15 protein-coding genes are annotated in these 18430 nt (G+C 73.0%); 8 read left to right on the top strand and 7 right to left on the bottom strand.

The annotated features are described in order from the left end of the window. Window positions 1-67: 67 nt before the first annotated feature. Complete coding sequence (locus VMV22_10755) at window positions 68-1258, top strand: cytochrome P450 (protein ID HUY22802.1); 1191 nt, start codon at window positions 68-70, stop codon at window positions 1256-1258. An 8-nt stretch (window positions 1259-1266) separates the two neighbouring features. Beyond that, on the top strand, window positions 1267-1455 hold the full coding sequence (locus VMV22_10750) for a ferredoxin (GenBank protein ID HUY22801.1): 189 nt from the start codon (window positions 1267-1269) through the stop codon (window positions 1453-1455). Window positions 1456-1522: 67 nt separating this feature from the next. Here VMV22_10750 and VMV22_10745 read toward each other — a convergent pair whose 3' ends face one another. From VMV22_10745 to VMV22_10735, 3 genes are all read right to left on the bottom strand, one after another. Continuing rightward, window positions 1523-3067, bottom strand: coding sequence for a hypothetical protein (locus tag VMV22_10745; GenBank protein HUY22800.1), 1545 nt, complete (start codon window positions 3065-3067; stop codon window positions 1523-1525). A gap of 103 nt (window positions 3068-3170) precedes the next feature. Next, complete coding sequence (locus tag VMV22_10740) at window positions 3171-4388, bottom strand: amidohydrolase family protein (protein HUY22799.1); 1218 nt, start codon at window positions 4386-4388, stop codon at window positions 3171-3173. A 78-nt stretch (window positions 4389-4466) separates the two neighbouring features. Then, a complete protein-coding gene (locus tag VMV22_10735) occupies window positions 4467-5747 on the bottom strand; it encodes an amidohydrolase family protein (GenBank protein ID HUY22798.1) in 1281 nt (426 codons plus the stop codon). Window positions 5748-5845: 98 nt separating this feature from the next. Between VMV22_10735 and VMV22_10730 the strand changes: the two genes are divergently transcribed. Both VMV22_10730 and VMV22_10725 read left to right on the top strand, forming a co-directional pair. Beyond that, window positions 5846-7390 (top strand): AMP-binding protein, encoded by a 1545-nt coding sequence (locus tag VMV22_10730; protein ID HUY22797.1) that lies wholly within the window; start codon window positions 5846-5848, stop codon window positions 7388-7390. After that, entirely contained in the window at window positions 7387-8868 is a 1482-nt protein-coding gene (locus VMV22_10725) for an aldehyde dehydrogenase family protein (GenBank protein HUY22796.1), read from the top strand. The genes VMV22_10730 and VMV22_10725 overlap by 4 nt, the downstream gene beginning before the upstream one ends. 8 nt (window positions 8869-8876) lie before the next feature. Here VMV22_10725 and VMV22_10720 read toward each other — a convergent pair whose 3' ends face one another. After that, on the bottom strand, window positions 8877-10028 hold the full coding sequence (locus VMV22_10720) for an acetyl-CoA acetyltransferase (protein ID HUY22795.1): 1152 nt from the start codon (window positions 10026-10028) through the stop codon (window positions 8877-8879). A 104-nt stretch (window positions 10029-10132) separates the two neighbouring features. Here VMV22_10720 and VMV22_10715 point away from each other — a divergent pair, with 104 nt between their 5' ends. After that, window positions 10133-11149 (top strand): DUF2889 domain-containing protein, encoded by a 1017-nt coding sequence (locus VMV22_10715; GenBank protein ID HUY22794.1) that lies wholly within the window; start codon window positions 10133-10135, stop codon window positions 11147-11149. A gap of 139 nt (window positions 11150-11288) precedes the next feature. Further along, complete coding sequence (locus VMV22_10710; GenBank protein ID HUY22793.1) at window positions 11289-11990, top strand: Clp protease N-terminal domain-containing protein; 702 nt, start codon at window positions 11289-11291, stop codon at window positions 11988-11990. Window positions 11991-12026: 36 nt separating this feature from the next. On the opposite strand, the gene VMV22_10705 is transcribed toward VMV22_10710, so the two are convergent. The 3 genes from VMV22_10705 to VMV22_10695 are packed head-to-tail and all read right to left on the bottom strand — an operon-like array spanning window position 12027 to window position 16130. Beyond that, window positions 12027-14441, bottom strand: a complete 2415-nt coding sequence (locus VMV22_10705) for a CoA transferase (GenBank protein HUY22792.1) — start codon at window positions 14439-14441, stop codon at window positions 12027-12029. A gap of 19 nt (window positions 14442-14460) precedes the next feature. Continuing rightward, the gene (locus VMV22_10700) at window positions 14461-15669 is read right to left on the bottom strand and encodes a thiolase family protein (GenBank protein HUY22791.1); all 1209 of its coding nucleotides are present in this window, start codon (window positions 15667-15669) and stop codon (window positions 14461-14463) included. 53 nt (window positions 15670-15722) lie between these two features. After that, window positions 15723-16130, bottom strand: a complete 408-nt coding sequence (locus VMV22_10695; GenBank protein ID HUY22790.1) for an OB-fold domain-containing protein — start codon at window positions 16128-16130, stop codon at window positions 15723-15725. Window positions 16131-16290: 160 nt separating this feature from the next. Here VMV22_10695 and VMV22_10690 point away from each other — a divergent pair, with 160 nt between their 5' ends. Both VMV22_10690 and VMV22_10685 read left to right on the top strand, forming a co-directional pair. Next, window positions 16291-17118, top strand: a complete 828-nt coding sequence (locus VMV22_10690; protein ID HUY22789.1) for an enoyl-CoA hydratase-related protein — start codon at window positions 16291-16293, stop codon at window positions 17116-17118. A gap of 133 nt (window positions 17119-17251) precedes the next feature. Beyond that, window positions 17252-18400: an amidohydrolase family protein gene (locus VMV22_10685; protein HUY22788.1), complete on the top strand. Its 1149-nt coding sequence runs from the start codon at window positions 17252-17254 to the stop codon at window positions 18398-18400. The last annotated feature ends 30 nt before the right edge of the window (window positions 18401-18430 follow it).

Genomic DNA, 18430 nt, shown 5'->3' with positions numbered 1-18430 from the left:
GGCGCTGGTGGCACGCAGGACGCCGCGGTGGCGACCCCGTGAGATCCCTGGTGTGAGAGGAGTGCGCATGCAGGCTGACGACGAGGCATCGGGGGCCTCCGCCGGCATGGTGGCCGATCTGGCCTCCTCGGACGATCCGCGGGCGATCGCCCGCTCACTGCGGGAGCAGCCCGTGCAGCGGATCGGGGACATGTTCACGCTCGTCACCCGGCGCGAAGACGTCGAGGACGCCCTGCGGAAGACGGCGACGTTCTGCTGGAGCGAGGTGCCCATGGACCTGGGCAACATCCGCCCGCTCATCCCGCTCCAGATCGACCCGCCCCAGCACGTGAAGTACCGGCGGATCCTCGACCCGTTGTTCGCCCCCAAGAAGATGGCGCTGCTCGAGGACGAGATCGTGGGCCTCGTGAAGGAGCTCGTCGACGTCTTCGCGGGTCGGGGCACGTGCGACCTGCACGAGGAGTTCGCCGTCCCCCTGCCGTGCCGGGTCTTCCTGCGCCTCATGGGGCTGCCGTTCGCCGACCTCGACCAGTTCCTGGCGGTGAAGGACGACATCATCCGGCCCGACGGCGTGACCATGGAGGAGCAGGCGCCGGCGCGCAAGCGGGCGGGCGAGGCCGTGTACGCGTATTTCGAGACCGAGCTGAAGCGCCGGCACGCGGCGGAGCCCACCGACGACCTGCTGACACAGATCATGAAGGGCGAGGTCGACGGCGTCCGGCTGACCGACGAGGAAGTGATGGATGTCTGCTACCTGTTCATCATCGCCGGCCTCGACACCGTCACCGACTCGCTCGACTGCTTCTTCGCGTACCTGGCGCAGGAGCCCGAGCAGCGCCGGCTCATCGCCCGCGACGAGTCGGTGATCCCCTCCGCCGTCGAGGAGCTGCTGCGCTGGGAGAGCCCGGTCCCCGCCGTCCCCAGGGTCGCCACGCAGGACGTCGACTTCGGCGGCTGCCCGGTGAAGGCCGGTGAGCAGGTGATGCTCCTGCTCGGGTCGGCGAACACCGACGACGCCGCGCACCCCGGGGTGGACACCGTCGACCTGCGGCGCAACCCGAACCCGCACCTGGCGTTCGGCGGTGGTGTGCACCGCTGCCTCGGGTCGCACCTGGCGCGTGTCGAACTGCGGGTGGCGCTGCGCGAGTTCCACCGCCGCATCCCCGACTACCAGCTGGTGCCGGGAACGGTGCTGCAGTACACGCCCGGCCTGCGCTCGCTCACCACCCTGCCGCTCGAGTTCGACCCGGCCGGCTGATCACCGGCGTGCGCATCGGGCTCGACACCGGGCTGTGCCAGGGCCACGGTCGCTGCTACTCGCTGGCGCCCGACTTGTTCGACTCAGACGACGCCGGGCACTGTGTGCTGCTCGTCACCGACGTCCCCCCCGGTCTCGAGGACGCCGCCCGCAACGGCGTGGAGAACTGCCCCGAGCAGGCCCTGGTCCTCGAGTAGTCCCCGCTCGCGCCTCGGGCGCCGGATCGGCCCGCGCCCGCGCTCCCCGGGCGACGGTGGGTCGGGATCAGGCCCCTTGCATGGTGTTGCCGGCGGCCGACTCGCCGAGCACCACCACGGTCCCCACGCCGTCGCCCTCCAGCAAGGCGTCGGTCAGCGCGCTGTCGCCGCGCGCCACCGTGCGGCGTCCGCCCACGTCGACGAGGCCGATCGCCGCGGCGGCGGCGCCGTCGCGGTCGAAGGGCACGGTGTAGGCCACGATCTCACCGGTGGTGCCGGCGTTCGCGGCCGAGGGCTCGACCACCAACGGCGAGGCCAGCCCGTCCACGAATTCCTGGAGCTTCTCGGGGGGACGGGGCGGCTCGGTCGGGGGGCGCCGCGTGTAGAGGCCCACCGAGTGCTTGGTGAGGTAGTAGCCGTTGCCGTGCACGAGCGCCGAGTCGCCCCGGCCGTGGCGCACCCACGCCAGCGCGTTGGCGACGGCGTGGGTCACGTAGTTGCTCCCCGGGCCCCCGTGGTAGGGGAGGCCGCCGGTGAGCGTGAGCGGCCGGGGATCGTCGGGCGCGATGCCGAAGCTGTCGCGTGCCACCTCGACCGAGCTGGGGAAGCAGGCATACAGGTCGAGGCCGTCGACCTCGTCCATGGTGAGGCCCGCGGAGCCGAGGGCCCGGCGAGCGCACTCGGCCAGCGCCGGCGACCGGTGCAGCACGGGGCGCTCCGACAGGTACCACAGGTCGTGGGCGTCGGCCCAGCCCGACAGGTAGGCGACCTCGTCGGGCCCGAGGCCCCACTGGCGCGCCGTGGCGGCGTCGGTGACGATCACGGCTGCGCCCATGTCCACGTCCATGACGGCGTTCACGTACTTGGGGTACGGGTAGCAGATCATGCGGTTGTCGGGAGTGACCGTCATGATCTCGGCCGCGTCGCGGTGCGTCGGGAACCACGACAACGGATTGCGCACGGCGACGTCGTTGAACCCGGCCATCAGGTCGCCCACCGCCCGGCTGTGGGTGGCGGGGTCGTGGCCCGCGGCGTGCGCCACCGCCGACTCGACGAGGGCGTACATGGTCGTGGCCTGCACGAGCTCGTGGGCGCGCTCGACCGGGTGCACCCCGAGGTCGGGCTCGAGCGGCGGCCACGTCTCGGGCCAGCCGTCGCTGGTCGGCCAGTCCAGCGTGACCCCCAGCGTCCTGGCGCGCCGGCGCGTGGCCAGGGCCTCGGCTCCGGCGATGAGCACGCGGGGCCGGTCCCCGGCGGCCACGAGCTCGGCCGCCCGGTTCACGAGCCACTGGGGGATCGACCCGCCCATCCCGGAACAGCGGGCCTCGGCTTTCCTGGCGCCGAGGCGCCGGGCGAGCTCGGCGGCGGGGTCGCCGTGGCGCAACGACAGCGAGTGCACCATGAAGCAGTGGGTGAGGCCCGTCAGCACGTCGCCCGATGCGCCCCCGGCTCGGGCGGGGCCGTCCTTCCCGTCGCCGCCGGTGGCGCTGGCGGCGGCGCGCCGGGCGGCCTCCTCCATCAGGGCGAACGGGTCGGGCGCGGCGAGGGGGTCCTCCTCGCGGTTGGTCACCTGTCCTCCGCCCACGACCACCGGGACGCGGGTCCAGTCCATCGTCATGCTCCTCCGTCGGTGTCGGGGCCTGGGGATGCGTCGAGGGGGCCCGGCCGCAGGCGCGTGAGCCGTTCGGACCCCGACGGCGTCACGCGCCCGGCGCTCAGACGGTCGCCGGGATCGGCAGGCCGTAGGCCTCCACCTCGTTGTGGCACAGGATCTGCATCCGCTCGGTGTCGTCGAGCGGGGCCAGCGACGTCAGGAGCTTCTCGAGCACCTGGTCCGAGTACTCGGGGTGCGGGTAGTTCGATGCCCACAGGATGCGATCGGCGCCGAGCCACTTCGCCGAGGCGGCCAGGTTCCACTCGTCGGCCTCGAACGACACGTAACACTGCCGGCGGAAGTAGTCGCTCGGGTCCATCGAGAGGTGCTCGCCCTCGAGCGGGAACTCCTCGACCTGCTCGTCCATGCGCTCCAGGATCGTCGGCATCCACCCACCGCCGGACTTCAGGAAGATCATGCGCAGGCTCGGGAAGCGTTCGCACACGCCGCCCATGATGAGCCGGCCCACGGTGACGATCATGTCGGCGGCGTTGCCGATGGCCTGCCCGAAGCCCGACCCCCCGTAGAGGGCGCTCACAGTGTTGTTCACCACCGTGATGTCGGGGTCGTCGACCACGAGCCCGAACTTCCGGCACGCGCCGGGCGTGTCCACGTGCACACCCGGGTGGAAGGCCACCGGGAGCCCGAGTCCCTGGCACGCGGACCAGAAGGGGTCGTACACGCTGTGCGACAGGGGCAGCTCGTCGATGTAGGCGGACGGCCGGATGATCACCCCGCGCAGGCCCAGGTCGACGGCGCGCTCCGCCTCCGCCACCGCCATCCCGATGTCCTGCAGCGGGACGAGCCCGATCCCGAACAGCCGACCGCGGTCCTCGCTGCAGAACTCGGCCAGCCAGTCGTTGTAGGCGCGCTGGCAGTCGCGGACGAACTCGGGGTTGCGCAGCGCCTTGATGGGGTCGGCGGGACCGAAGAACATCGCCCCGCTCGGGTAGAGCACGGACACGTCGATGCCTGCACGGTCCATGTCCTCGAGCCGCGAGCCGGGGTCCCACCCGCCCAGGCGCCCCAGGCTGGCGCCGACCTTCTTGACGTTATCGGCGATGCGCTCGAAGGGGATCCCCGACAGCGCCGACGCCCGCCGCAGGGCGTCCACGCCGCCGCTGCGCACCTCGCCGCCCACGTAACGCGTACCCGTGGCGAGGTCCACGTGGGGCACCCAGTCCCCCCACGTGGCGGCGTCCATGCGGTTCGACCACAGATCGGGCGGCTCCATGACGTGGCCGTCCCCGTCGATGACCTTGACCCCGTCGATGGGCACTGGTGTCCTCCCCGTCCGCTCAGGCCGCGGCCCCGGGTGCCGCCGATCGGCCGTTTCGATCCCGCCGGGCCGACCGGCTCAGTCGCGCGAGTCCCCGATGCGGGTCAGGTCCGCCGCCAGGGTGACCCTGCGCTCGGCGCCTTCGCGCCGTGGCCGCAGCGACGTGTCCACGTCGGCCGACTCGGCGCGCAGGGCCGCCACCGTGCACCGCTCCCGGGCCCGGTGGGCGAAGGGGTCGTAGCGGAAGTGGCGCATGGCGTTCTCGTGGGTGATCTTGTTCACCTCGGCGTCGGGCACGCCGGCCAGGTACTTCATGGCGATCTCGGGGGCCGTGGGCCAGGTGGAGTCGGAGTGCGGGTAGTCGCACTCCCAGCAGACGTTGTCGAGCTCGAGAAAGCGGCGGTTCTCCACGCCGAAGGCGTCGTCGATGAAGCACGTGATGATGCGCTCCTTGAACACCTGGCTCGGGAGCATGTCGCCGAAGTCCTGGCCCGTCCACTTGTGGTGGTGCTGGTAGACGTAGTCCACGCGCTCGAGGAAGTACGGGATCCAGCCGATGCCACCCTCGGACAGCGCGATGCGCAGGCTCGGGTACTTGCGCAGGACCGGGGAGAAGAGCAGGTCCGCGGCGCACTGGATGATGTTCACCGGTTGCAGGGCGATGAGCACGTCGAACGGGGCGTCCGGGGCGGTGATGGCCAGCTGCGACGACGAGCCGATGTGCAGGCAGACGACCGTCCCCTCCTCGGCGCACGCCGACCAGAACGGGTCCCAGTGGGCGGCGTGGAAGCTCGGCCAGCCGAGCTTGGACGGGTTCTCCGAGAACGTCACGGCGTGGCAGCCCTTGGCCGCCATCCGGCGCACCTCGGCGGCCATGAGGGTGGGGTCCCAGATGGGCGGGATGGCCAGGGGGATGAAGCGGCCGGGGTAGGCGCCGCACCACGACTCGACGTGCCAGTCGTTGTACGCCCGCAGCATGTCGATGGCCAGCTCCTTGTCCTCGGTCCGGGCGAAGAGCTGGCCGCAGAACTGCACGAACGAGGGGAAGCACATCGACCCGAGCACGCCGTTGGCGTTCATGTCGCGAACGCGCTCGTGGATGTCGAAGCAGCCGTCACGCATCTCGGCGAACGACGTGGGCTCGATGCCGTACTCCTCGGGCGGGCGCCCCACCACCGCGTTGAGGCCGACGTTGGGGATCGTGTTGCCCTCGAAGGACCACACGTCGGTGCCGTCGTCGTTGTGGACGATCCGCGGGGCGCGGTCCTTCCACTTGGCCGGGACGCGGCCCTCGAACATGTCGGGGGGCTCGACGACGTGGTCGTCGACGCTCACGAGGATGAGATCTTCGGCCTGCATCGCGTTCCCCTCCCCGACCGTGCCCGGCAACGGGGCGATCATATACCTGACGTCCGTGTCAGGCACAGGGCGCCCCGCCCTCCTACACTTGCCGCCCGATGCACGCCGACGCGCCCAGGGGGTTGGCAGGGATCGCCCGGGTCGACCCCGAGCGGGTGGCGCTCGTGTGCGGGGAGCGCCGCACCACCTTCGGCGAGCTCGACCGGGCCGCCAACGCCGCGGCGCACGCCATGGCGCCCCACGCGCCCACGCCCGGGGAGCGGGTGGGCATGATGTTGGGGAATTCGATCGAGGCATTCGCCGCCTGGCACGGCACGGCGCGCCTCGGCGCCCTCGTGGTGCCCATCTCCACGCGCCTCACCGCGGGCGAGGCGGCCTACATCCTCCGGGACTGTGGGGCCGCGCTCGTGGTGCACGACGGCTCGGCCGCCGCGTCGGGCGCCGCCGTCGAGGCCGGCGTGCCCGCCTTGTCGCTGTCCGACCTCGCGCTGCCCGACGGCCGCCCGCCGCCGCGCCCCGACTTCCTGGGCACGCCGGTGACCGCCATGACCTACACCTCGGGGACGACCGGGCGCCCCAAGGGCATCGCCCGCCCCGCCCCCCAGCCGGCGACCGAGACGCCCCCCAACCCCTTCGCCTCGTTCTGGGGGTTCCGGCCCGACGACGTCCACCTGATGGCCGGGCCCATGTACCACACGGCCCCGAGCGCCTACGCGCTGATGAGCCTGGGGGAAGGGGGCACGGTGGTGGTCATGCCCCGGTGGGACGCCACCGAGTGCCTGCGCCTCATCGAGGCCGAGCGGGTCACGACCTCCCAGATGGTCCCGGCCAACTTCATCCGCATCCTCGAGGCCGACTGGGCCGCCTACGACCGCTCCAGCGTCCGCAAGGTCCTCCACGCCGCCGCCCCCTGCCCGGTGCCGGTGAAGCGCCGCATCATCGACGTGTTCCCGCCGGGCACGGTGTGGGAGTACTACGGCGCCAGCGAGGGCATGGCCTCGGTCATCTCCCCCGAGGAGTGGCTCGAGAAGCCCGGCAGCGTGGGCCGGCCCTTCCCGGGCCTGTCGGTGCGCATCACCGACGCGGAGGGGGCCGTGCTGCCCGCCGGTGAGGTGGGGACGGTGTACGTGTCGGCCTTCGCCGGCCAGCGCTTCCGCTACCACAACTCCCCCGACAAGACCGAGCAGGCCTGGCAGGGCGACTACTTCACGGTGGGGGACATGGGGTGGCTCGACGAGGACGGCTACCTCTTCCTCGCCGACCGCCGCACCGACCTCATCATCAGCGGGGGCGTGAACATCTACCCGGCCGAGGTGGAGGCCGCCCTCGTCGAGGACGCCGAGGTGGTGGACGCCGCGGTGATCGGGCTGCCCGACGAGCGCATGGGCCAGAAGGTGCACGCCGTGGTGGAGGTGCGGCCCGGCAGCGCCCGCGACGCCGAGGCCCTCACGGCCCGGCTGGCCGGGCGGCTCGCCGACTTCAAGCTGCCGCGCACCGTCGAGTTCGTCGACGAGCTGCCGCGTGAGCCCAACGGCAAGGTCCTGAAGACGAGACTGCGGGAAGAGCGGATGACCGAGCCGGCCCCGGCCGGCGGGATGACCGAGCCGGCCCCGGCCGGCGGTGGAGGGGAGACGACGGCATGACCGAAGAGCACGAGGTGCGCGCCGAGCCGCGCCTGCTCATCGACGGCACGCTCACCGAGAGCGCCTCGGGGGCGACCTTCGACAACATCGACCCCACCACCGAGAAGGTCCTGGGCGAGACGGCCGACGGCACCGCCGCCGACATGGAGGCCGCCATCGGGGCGGCGCGGCGCGCCTTCGACGAGACCGCGTGGTCCACCGACCACGAGCTCCGGCGCCGGTGCCTGGAGCAGCTGCACGCCGCCGCCGTCGCCCACAAGGAGGAGCTGCGGTCCATCACCGTGGCCGAGGTGGGTAGCCCGATCGCCCTGACGTACGCCAACCAGGTGGACCTGCCCATCGACGACCTCGGGTACTGGGTGGAGCAGCCCGTACGGTACGAGTACGAGCGGTGGCTGCCCGAGCGCGACGTCTTCGGCCAGCCCCAGCGACGGCTGGTGCGGCGCGAGGCCGTCGGTGTCGTGGGGGCCATCACCCCGTGGAACTTCCCGCTCAACCTGAATCTCGCCAAGCTCGGTCCCGCGCTGGCGGCGGGCAACACCGTGGTGCTCAAGCCCGCGCCCGACACCCCGTGGTCGGCGACCGCGCTCGGCCGGATGATCGCCGAGGAGACCGACATCCCCGCCGGCGTGGTCAACGTGGTGGCCTCGTCGGACCACATGGTGGGCGAGGTCCTCACCACCGACCCGCGTGTCGACATGATCACCTTCACCGGCTCCACGGCCACGGGCCGGCGCATCATGGCCAAGGGGGCCGACACCGTGAAGAAGGTCTTCCTCGAGCTCGGGGGGAAGTCGGCCAACATCGTCCTCGACGACGTCGAGGAGGCCGGCGGGGCCATCGGGGTGAGCGCCATCGGCGTGTGCACCCACGCCGGTCAGGGCTGTGCCATCACCACCCGGCTGCTGCTGCCCCGGTCGCGCTACGACGAGTTCCTCGAAATGGCGGACGCCATGATGGCGAGCGTGCCCTACGGCGACCCGTGGGACGCGTCGAACCTCCAGGGCCCGCTGATCAGCGCCAAGCAGCGCGAGCGGGTGCTCGGGTACATCGAGAAGGGGAAGGCCGAGGGCGCCCGGCTGGTACGCGGCGGGGGCGTGCCCGCCCACCTCGACAAGGGGTTCTTCGTGGAGCCCACCCTCTTCGCCGACGTCGACCCCAAGGCGACCGTCGCCCAGGAGGAGATCTTCGGGCCGGTGCTCGTGGTCATCCCCTACGAGGACGACGACGACGCCGTGCGCATCGCCAACGACTCCATCTACGGGCTGTCCGGCGCGGTCACGAGCGCGTCCGAGGAGCGGGCCATGGCCGTCGCCCGGCGGGTGCGGACGGGGACGCTCATGGTGAACGGCGGGTTCTGGAACGCCCCGGACGTGCCCTTCGGCGGCTACCGCCAGAGCGGCGTGGGGCGCGAGAACGGGATCGAGGGGTTCGAGGAGTACCTCGAGGTCAAGGCCATCGCCCTGCCGGCGCGCTGACGGGTGGACTACTCCCGGCCGAGGATGGCCGTGCCGGTGGAGGAGATCCACCCGCCGGTGGCGTTGACCGCGGCCAGGCGGGCGTCGGCGACCTGGCGGTCGCCGCACTCGCCGCGCAGCTGCTTCACGGCCTCGACGAGAAGGAAAATGCCCCGCATGCCCGGCTGGCACGACGACAGCCCCCCGCCGTCGGTGTTGGTCGGCAGCGCCCCGCCCACCCGCAGCGCGCCGCCCTCGACGAACGCGCCCCCCTCGCCCTTCTGGCAGAAGCCGAGGCCCTCCAGGGTGAGCAGCACCGTCAGGGTGAAGCTGTCGTAGACCTCCACCACGTCGATGTCGGCGGGGGTGACGCCCGCCTGCCCGAAGGCCTTCTTGGCCGAGCGCACGCACGGTGACTCCGTGAAGTCGGCCCACTCGCTCATGGTGGTGTGCGAGATGGCCTCGCCCGTGCCGAGCACCCAGATGGGCGTGCTGGCGCAGTCCCGGGCCCGGTCCTCGTGCGTGAGCACGATGGCGCCCCCGCCGTCGGACCGGATGCAGCAGTGCAGCTTGGTGAAGGGGTCGGCGATCATCTTCGATGACTGGACGTCCTCGATGGTGATGGGGTCGCGGTAGTAGGCGTCGGGGTTGAAGCCGGCGTTGTAGCGCGCCGAGACGGCGATCTCGGCCAGCTGCTCGATGGTGGTGCCGAACTCGTGCATGTGGCGCCGCGCCGACATGGCGTGCTTGGCGATCAGGGTGTGGCCGAAGGGGGCGTCGAACTGGATCGGCCCCCTGTTCCCGAAGAAGAGGTTGGCGGTCCGCATGCGGCGCTTCAGGTCGGCGCGCGACGTCGAGCCGTAGGAGAGGACGACGGTGTCGATCTGGCCCTGGGCGATGGCGGCCACGGCGTGCTCGAGGAACATCTCCCAGCACGAGCCGCCGACCCCGGTGGAGTCGATGTAGTCGATGTGCGAGGCCAGGCCCAGGTACTCGGCCAGCTCGATGGGGGGCAGGGCCCCGGTGCCGTGCGACATGAAGCCGTCGACCTCGCGCCGGTCGACGCCGGCGTCGGCGAGCGCCCGGCTCGTGGCCTGGTGGTGCAGCTCGAAGGCGGACTTGTCGTCCACCCGCCCGCAGTCCGACAGCGCCGCACCGACGATCGCCACCCGTCTCGCCATCAGGCTCCCTCCCCGTGCACCCGTGTCCCGCCCCGTCGCCCGCCCGCACCGGCGAACCTGACGCCGGCGTCGGAGAACGCGGGCCTGAAGGGTAGCGTGGCCCCATGACCGAGGGCACACCCGTGGTGCTGCGCGACCCGCTGCCCGGCGTGCCGGCGCGGCCCGCCGGGTCGGTGCGGCGGACGATGCACGTCGACGTGGGCCGGCGCGGCGAGTGGAGCTCGCCCCTGGCCATGGAGGGTGCCGCCCGAGACCTGCGCACCGGGGCCGCCGGGCCCGACGACGTGACGGTCCTGGCCGAGGCGCGCGTGCGCGCCGGCTTCGACACGGCGCGGTGCCTGACGTCGCTCACCACCACCCCCGGGGCGCCGTGGGCCCAGGATCTGGTGGGGGCACGCGCCGGCGGGGGGTTCCGGCGCCATCTCGACGAGGTCGTGCCCCCGGACGAGGCGGGGTCCCTGCTGCGCCAGGTGCTCGACGACATGCCCGCCGCCGCGCTGATCTCGGGCTATGCGTGGATGCGCCTGGCCCGGCGCGAGGGGCACCACCCCGCCAACCTGATGCCGCCGGGCGCGCTGGACCACATGACCGACCTGTGCTCGGGCTGGCGTGCCGGCGGCGCCGCCGTCCGGGGCGTGGTGGCCGGCGAGGGCGTGCCCATGCAGGACTGCCCGCCCGTGCCGGTGCCCGAACCGGGGTCGCCCGGCGCGGACCCCCACGCCTGGCACGAGCTCGCCCCGCTGGGCCTCGACTGGATGCGCCGCCGGCGGTGCATCGACGTCACCGCCGGCCCCGGCGGCGAGTTCGGCATCTGGGCGATGTTCCGCGACACCGTGGGAGAGGACGGGGGCGGCGAGGCGGTGCTGCACGAGTACGCCGTGCGCGCCGGCGGGGTCGACGGGGTGCTCGGCTGGGTGGAGGCCGAGCCCCGGGTCCTGCCCTTCCCCGAGTGTCCCGCCGCGGCCGACACCGTGGGCGCGCTGGTGGGCACGGCCGTGGCCACGCTGGCCGCGGCGGTGCCCGAGACCCTCACCGGCGTCGCCTCGTGCACGCACCTGAACGACCTGCTCCGGGCGCTGGGAGGCGTGCGTGGCCTCCTCCTCCTGGCCGGGGGGAGCTGAGGGTCCTCGCATCCCGCGCCTCGGGCTCGTGGGCGTGTGACCGCCTGGTGGCGGGTGTACCGCCACCCTGCTCACCTGCTACACCTGCTATGCGGTATAACCCCAATGTACCCCCACGCCTGAGCAACCCCGGAGCGGCATGCCGAAGATCAACGTCTACCTCCCCGACGCCCTCGCCGAGGCCGTGAAGGACGCCCATCTCCCGGTCTCCGCGGTGTGCCAGCACGCGCTCGTCCAGGCCCTCCAGCGGGTCACCGCGCTCCGGGAGGAGCCCAGGGCAGCCCGTGCCGACGTCCCTCCCTTCCTGCACCTGGCCCTGCCGTCGACGCCGCCGCTGGCCGACGCGCTGACCCGGGCCGCCGCCGTCGCCGGGGAGGGGGGCACTGTCGGTACGGAGCACCTGCTGTGGGGTGTCATCGACGAAGGGCAGAACCTCGCCGTCCACGTCCTCGAGGTGATGGGGATCGACGTCCCCGCGGTCCGCGTGGAGCTCGAGCATGCGGCCCAGGCCCGGTCGGGCGACCGGTCGGTGAACCGCCTGGACGCCCCCGCCACCAACGCCATGCGGGGAACCCAGGAGATCGCCGGTCGGATGGGGCACAACTACGTGGGCTGCGAGCACCTCCTCCTGGCCGTGGTCGACCAGCCCCACGGCGCCGGTGGCAGGGCACTCCGGCGCGCCGGCGTCGGGCCCGTCGTGGCCCGCCGGACGGTGGCCGCCGCCCTGGCCGGTCTCGTCCACGGTGTCGGCACGGGGGTCGCGGGCGCGCGGGACAGCGCCAAGCTCGACGCCATCATCGACCGGCTCGGCCGGCTGGAGGCACTGGTCACCGGCCGGTGACACCCGAGAGCCGGGCGATGCCCGCCGGCCGGCTTGTCAGTCCAGCACGCCGTCGTCGGCGAGCCGCCGGCGCTCGGCGGCGCCGAGTCCCAGGATCTCGCCCAGCACGTACTCGTTGTGCTCCCCCAGCGTGGGGCTGGTGCGCTCGTAGCCGGCGGTGGCGTCGCTGAGGCGGAAGCCGTTGCGTTCGTAGCCGCACTCGCCCATGCAGGGGTGGGCCAGGGTGACGAAGTGGCCCCGATGGTGCAGCTGCGGGTCGGCCGAGGCGTCGCCGAGGTCGGCCACCGGCACCGCCTCGATGCCGAGTGCCTGCAAGGTGTCGGCCACGTCCTCGGCCCGCTGCGGGGCCGTCCACGCCGCCACCAGCCCTTCGACCTCGTCCACCGAGGCCTGCCGGGCCCCGAGGGTGGCCAGGCGCGCCGCCACGGCGTCGTCGACGCCGATGGCCCGCGCCAGGCGCCCCCAGTCGTCGTCGTCCCAGGCGGCCACGGCCACCCAACGGTCCTCGCCGGCGCACGCAAAGGCACCGTGGGGCACGGCGCGCGTGGAGCGGTTGCCCTGGCGCGACCCGGTGCGGCCGTTCACGTCGTAGTCGAGCACCCACGGGGTGAGCGAGTACACCGCCGCCTCGACCTGGCTCACGTCGAGGTGCACACCGCGCCCCGTGCGCCGCCGGTAGAGGAGGCCGGCCGCCAAGGCGCTGGCCACGAAGCGCGGGGCGAGCGAGTCGGTGATGGTCCCGTAGGGGCCCACCGGCTCGCGGTCGGGCCACCCCGTGAGCAGGTTGTAGCCGCCGAGGGCGGAGCCCTGGCCGCCGAAGCCGGGGTAGTCCTTGTGCGGCCCCGTCTGGCCCTGCAGGCACGAGCTCACCATGACGAGGTCGGGCTTCTGGGCCGCCATGGTGCCGTAGTCGAGCCCGAAGCTGCGCATGGCCCGGGGGGCGAAGTTCTCCGCCACGGCGTCGGCCCAGTGCACCAGGCGCCGGGCCAGGGCCACGCCCTCGGGATGCTTCAGGTTCAGGGTCACGCCGAGCTTGCCCACGTTGAGGGCGTCGAACATGTCCGACCCCTCGAGGCCGCACGGGTTGCCGGGCCCCATGCCGTAGGTGCGCAGGAAGTCGGGGCGCGAGCGCGACTCCACGCGCACCACGGTGGCGCCGTTCTCGGCGAAGTAGCGCACCCCGATGGGCCCGGCCGCCCCCGTGCCGAACTCGAGCACCGCCGTGCCCGCCCACGCCGCGGCCGGCCCGGGGCCCGCCGTCGAGCGCGCCGCCGGCCTGGTAGCGGCCGCCCGCCCCGCCGCCGGGGGGGCCGGCGCGTCGCCGTCCATGCCCGACCGCTCCCGGATCCACGCCGGATCGGCGGCGCGTGCCGGCCCGCGCGGCCCGGGGGTCGCCACGGCGTCGCCGGGGCTGGTGACGCGCACGAAGGAGCGGGGGAAGTGGGCGGCGGGCGCCACGTCGCAGAAGAAGTCGCGCGAGGCCAGCTGGCGGCTCTCGATCAGCTCGCGCGGCGAGTTGGCCGGCGCCAGCATCAGGTTGGTCTCGCAGGCGATCTCGTAGAGCTCGGCCATCGTGTGGCGCAGGAAGTAGGCGGCCACCGGCGCGGCGATGGCATCGAGCTCCTCGCGGCTCACCCGGTTGTGGTCGTAGGTCGTCCAGTCGCGGTCGGTCAGCGCGGGTGTGGCCAGGCCGTCGCCGTCGACGAGCCGCGTGATGGTCTGCATGTTGGCCACGCGCGCCTTGCCGCCGCGCAGGCCGAAGGACACGAACCCGTCTTGGCACGGCCAGATCTCTCGGGTGATGCCCACGCTCGCCCCCGAGCGCTTGCCGCGCATCTTGGTGCGCGGGAAGCGGCCGACGTGGCCCATCGAGGCGATCATCACCGCCTCCTGGGCGGAGACGTCCACGACCTGGGGCCGGCCCGACGCCAGCGCGCTGAGCGTGGCCACGACCGCCTCGGGCCCGACATGGGCCCAGGCCGTGGGCTCGGTGCACCGCACCGGCGCCCGGTCGGGGTCGCCCGTGCAGTACATGTTCCCCGTCGAGGCCATGACGCCGAGGTCGCTCGCCCGCCACCGGGCGCGGGGCCCGTCGGCACCGAAGGGCGTCACCTGCACCCACACCAGGTCCGGGGCGCCCCCCGGGTCGACCTCCAGGGCCCCCGGCCACCCCGGAGTGGTGAGCACCACCTGGGCCTCGGCGAGCAGGGCGACGAGCACCGGGTCGTCGGGCCCGGTCACCTCCCCGCAGGACTTGCCGGCGTTCCACGCCGCGAAGCGAAGCGACGTGCCGTCGGGGCCGAGGGGCGGCACCGCCCGCAGCGGGTCGCCCCCGGGGGGCTCGAGCTTGACGACCTCGGCGCCGAGGTCGGCGAGGATGCGGCCGGTCATGGCCGCGGGCTCTCCGGCGAGGTCGAGGACGCGGAGCCCGGCCAGGAGCGACTCGGGCACGGCGGGCCCCGTCAGCCCGTCAGGACGCGGCGCGCTCGAGGATGTGCACGCCGCAGGCGGACCCCAGCCCGATGACGTGGGCCAGGCCGACCCGGGCGCCCTCGATCTGGCGGTCGCCGGCCTCGCCGCGCAGGTGGGTGGCCACCTCGTAGAGGTTGGCGACGCCGGTGGCGCCGATGGGGTGGCCCTTGGAGATGAGGCCGCCGGACACGTTCACGGGCGTCTGCCCGTCGCGCCACGGGCCCCGGCGGTCGATGAAGTCCCCGGCGCCCCCGGGCTCGCACAGCTGGAGGTTCTCGTAGTGGATGAGCTCGGCGGTGGCGAAGCAGTCGTGCAGCTCGACCAGGTCGAGGTCCCGGGGCGACACGCCCGCTTCCTCGTAGGCGGCGGCGGCCGCCACCTTGGTGAGGGTGCTCACGTCGGGCTGGGCCGTGTCGGACTCGACGTAGGGGTCCGAGGTGAGCACCGAGGCCGAGATCTTCACCGCCCGGCGGCGCACGTCGGGGTCGAGGGTCTGGAGCTTGGCGTCCGAGCACAGGACCACGGCGGCGGCGCCGTCGCCGGTGGGGCAGCACATGAGCAGGGTGTTCGGGTAGGCGACCATGGCCGCCCCCATGACCTCCTCGAGGCTGAACACCTTGCGGTACTGGGCCAGGGGGTTGAGCGCCGAGTGGGCGTGGTTCTTCTCGGCCACCTTGGCGAACTGCTCGAAGCCCACCCCGTCGTGGCGCGAGGCGTACTCCTGGCCGGCCTGGGCGAACACGCCCGGCATGAGCTGGGTGCCGAGGATGCCTTCCACCGGCATGACCGACCCGTAGCGGCCCGAGGGCTCGAAGCCCGAGGGGGCCGAGCGCTCCCGCCCGGCGCTGCCGAGCAGGCCCATCTTGCCCATCTGCTCCACGCCCACGGCGAGGGCCATGTCGGCCTCGCCCGCCTTGATGGCGAGGATGCCGGTCCGCACCGCGGTGGCGCCCGTGGCGCACGCGTTGGCCACGTTGTAGACGGGGATGCCGGTCTGGCCGATCTGCTTCTGGAGGCGCTGGCCCAGCATGTTGGAGGCCTCCAGGAGGCACCCCGCCGCCAGGATCTGCAGGTCGTGGATGGTGACGCCGGCGTCGCCCATCGCCGCCAGCGACGCGTCGCTGGCCAGGTCGATGGAGTCCTGGTCGGGGTACCGGCCGAACTTGGTCATCGAGGCCCCGATGATCCAGACGTCTCCTGCTGCCATGGCTCGCTCCTTGGTCCGTCGCCGCTCAGGCGGGGATCGCTCGGCCGGGATCGCTAGGCCGGGGTGAAGCCGAAGGCGACCGCCTCGGTGCCCTCGGCGTCCGTGCCGCACGGGAAGGTCGTGAGCTTCACTCGCATCCCGAGATCGAACTTCTCGGGGTCGGCGCCGGCGTCGACGATGTTGGCCTTCACCACACCGCCGCCCTCGAGCTCGACCACCGACGACACGTAGGGCACGGGCACGTTCGGCGCGGCCCGGTGGACGATGGTGAAGGACCGCAGGATCCCCGTGGTGGCGAGCGCCTTGCGCTCGAACCCGACCTTCCCGCAGCGGGCGCAGGCGTTGCGCCGGTCGAAGAACAGGGCCCCGCAATTCGTGCAGGCCTTGGCCTCGAGGTGGGGGTCGCCCTCGAGCACGAGGTAGTCGACCACCGGGATGCGCCGTCCGTTCAGGTCACTCACGGGCGCAGACCCTAGCCGGTGAGGTGACACGGGTGTCAGTCCGAGGACCCCGCGTGGCACACTCTGCGGCGACCCCACCGCGCCGCGCATCCCCGGGACGAGCACATCCCCGGCGCGCGTCCCGGGAGGAGCACTTCCCCGGACAGCTAGGAGGAACGCCGTGTCGGACCAGCCCCTCGAGGAGCAGGTGCTCCACCGTGTCGAGCACCGTGTGGCGTGGATCACCCTCAACCGGCCGGAGGTGCGCAACGCCATGACGCCCGACCAGCGCGACCGGGTCATCGGGCTCCTCGAGGACGCCAGCGCCGACGTGGGGGTGGGGGCGGTCGTCCTCACGGCCACCGGCGAGGGCTTCTGCACCGGGGCCGACCTGCGCGCCGGGCGCCGCCCGGCGCCCCCCAGGCCCGAGGGCGCCCCCGACCGGATCATGGGCGACGCCTCCCGGATGATCCGGCGCGGCGCCCAGCGCCTGGTGTCGGCGGTCCTCGACTGCGAGAAGCCGGTCGTGGGCGCCGTCAACGGCGTCGCCGCGGGCATCGGCGCCCACCTGGCGTTGGCCTGCGACCTGGTGGTGGCGGCCGACACGGCGCGCTTCATCGAGGTCTTTGTCCGCCGGGGCATCTCCCCCGACGGAGGCGGCGCCTACCTGTTGCCCCGGCTGATCGGGCTGCAGAAGGCGAAGGAGCTCATCTTCTTCGGCGACGACCTGCACGCCGCCGACGCCGCCGCCCTGGGGCTGGTCAACCGGGTCGTGCCGCGCGACCGGCTCGAGCAGGCCGCCGCCGAGCTGGCCGGCCGCCTGGCGGCGGGGCCGACCAAGGCCATCGGGATGGCGAAGTGGCTGCTCAACCGGTCGCTCGACTCGGACCGGCAGACGGCCTTCGACGAGGAGGCCTGGGCCCAGGAGCTCATCGTGGGCACCGCCGACGCCGGCGAGGGACTGCGCGCCTTCGCCGAGCGGCGCGACCCCGTGTTCAGAGGCTTCTGAGCGGTCTCTCCAGGCATGGGCCGGCCTCGCCCCGTGCGGCCCCATGAAATAAGCTGACACGAAAGTCAGAGAACTCCGGGCCCCCGCGGGGGCGCCGGCAGCACCCTCCGGCGGAGGGCGGCAGGGAGGTGCCATGGCTCGCGAGTACCGGCTCATCTCGGCGGACGGGCACGTGGTCGAGCCGCCCGACCTGTGGACGAAGTACCTGCCGAAGAAGTTCCACGACCGGGCCCCCAAGCTGGTGAAGGACGACAAGGGCGGGGACGCCTGGGAGCTCGTCCCCGGCACCCCCCCCATGCCCCTGGGCCTCGTCACCAACGCCGGCCAGTTCGGCAAGCGCTACGAGGACCTGGAGTGGTTCGGCTCGACCTACGACACCATCCTGCAGGGCTCGTTCCTGGGCACGGCGCGCCTGCAGGAGCAGGACTTCGACGGCGTCGACGCCGAGGTGCTCTTCCCCTCCCAGCGCACCATGGGCGCCTTCATGGCCCAGGAGGACGACGACTACCACCTGGCCGGGCTCGAGGCCTACAACACCTGGATGCACGACGAGTTCATGGCGGCCGGCCCCGAGCGGCTCATCGGCCTGGCCCAGATGCCCGGCGTCGACGTGCAGACCTCGGTGAAGTGGCTGCGCGACGCCAGGTCGGCCGGGTACCGCGGGGTGATCATCTCGGCCTACCCCTCGGGCCACGCCGATCTCTCGGCGGAGGACGACCCCTTCTGGGAGGCCGCCCAGGAGGAGCAGATGCCCGTCCACATCCACAGCGGCCTGCGCCAGGCGGGCAAGCGGACGGCGGGCTCGTTCCAGAAGGCGGCCGCCTCGGCCGGCATGGCCATCGGGCTGGCCGAGATGGGTGGCCCCGTGGGCGACGCCTCGCAGTTCATGTCGAAGTTCATCTACTCGGGCATCTACGACCGCTTCCCCGACCTGCAGATGGTGGCGGTGGAGTGCGGCGCGGGGTGGGTGCCGCACTTCCTCGAGCACATGGACGACCACTACTGGCGCAACCGCACCTGGACGGGCACCACGCTGCAGATGTTGCCGAGCGAGTACTTCCGGCGGAACTGGAAGGTGACGTTCATCCGCGAGCCCTTCGCGGTGGCCGTGCGCCACTGGATCGGCGTCGACAACATGATGTGGTCCTCCGACTACCCCCACCACCGCCACGACTGGCCCTACAGCCGGCGGATCGTGGAGGAGTCGATGGGCGGCGTGCCCGCCGCCGAACGGCGGCGCATGGTGTGCGACAACGCCCGGGAGTTCTACCGCCTGGGCTGAGCCGGCGGCGGCGCCACGGAGCGGCAGAGG

The organism is Acidimicrobiales bacterium, assembly GCA_035531755.1.
Taxonomy (GTDB): Bacteria; Actinomycetota; Acidimicrobiia; order Acidimicrobiales; family UBA8190; genus DATKSK01.
The sequence above is the reverse complement of the archived record's forward strand: the minus strand, read 5'-3'. Positions and strand labels throughout refer to the sequence as shown.

Excerpts from the sequence above, each read along its gene's own strand:
- VMV22_10720 (HUY22795.1), bottom strand. The coding sequence starts at position 10,028 with ATGGCGAGACGGGTGGCGATCGTCGGTGCGGCGCTGTCGGACTGCGGG.
- VMV22_10755 (HUY22802.1), top strand. The coding sequence starts at position 68 with ATGCAGGCTGACGACGAGGCATCGGGGGCCTCCGCCGGCATGGTGGCC.
- VMV22_10745 (HUY22800.1), bottom strand. The coding sequence starts at position 3,067 with ATGGACTGGACCCGCGTCCCGGTGGTCGTGGGCGGAGGACAGGTGACC.
- VMV22_10735 (HUY22798.1), bottom strand. The coding sequence starts at position 5,747 with ATGCAGGCCGAAGATCTCATCCTCGTGAGCGTCGACGACCACGTCGTC.
- VMV22_10715 (HUY22794.1), top strand. The coding sequence starts at position 10,133 with ATGACCGAGGGCACACCCGTGGTGCTGCGCGACCCGCTGCCCGGCGTG.
- VMV22_10700 (HUY22791.1), bottom strand. The coding sequence starts at position 15,669 with ATGGCAGCAGGAGACGTCTGGATCATCGGGGCCTCGATGACCAAGTTC.
- VMV22_10725 (HUY22796.1), top strand. The coding sequence starts at position 7,387 with ATGACCGAAGAGCACGAGGTGCGCGCCGAGCCGCGCCTGCTCATCGAC.
- VMV22_10685 (HUY22788.1), top strand. The coding sequence starts at position 17,252 with ATGGCTCGCGAGTACCGGCTCATCTCGGCGGACGGGCACGTGGTCGAG.
- VMV22_10710 (HUY22793.1), top strand. The coding sequence starts at position 11,289 with ATGCCGAAGATCAACGTCTACCTCCCCGACGCCCTCGCCGAGGCCGTG.
- VMV22_10730 (HUY22797.1), top strand. The coding sequence starts at position 5,846 with ATGCACGCCGACGCGCCCAGGGGGTTGGCAGGGATCGCCCGGGTCGAC.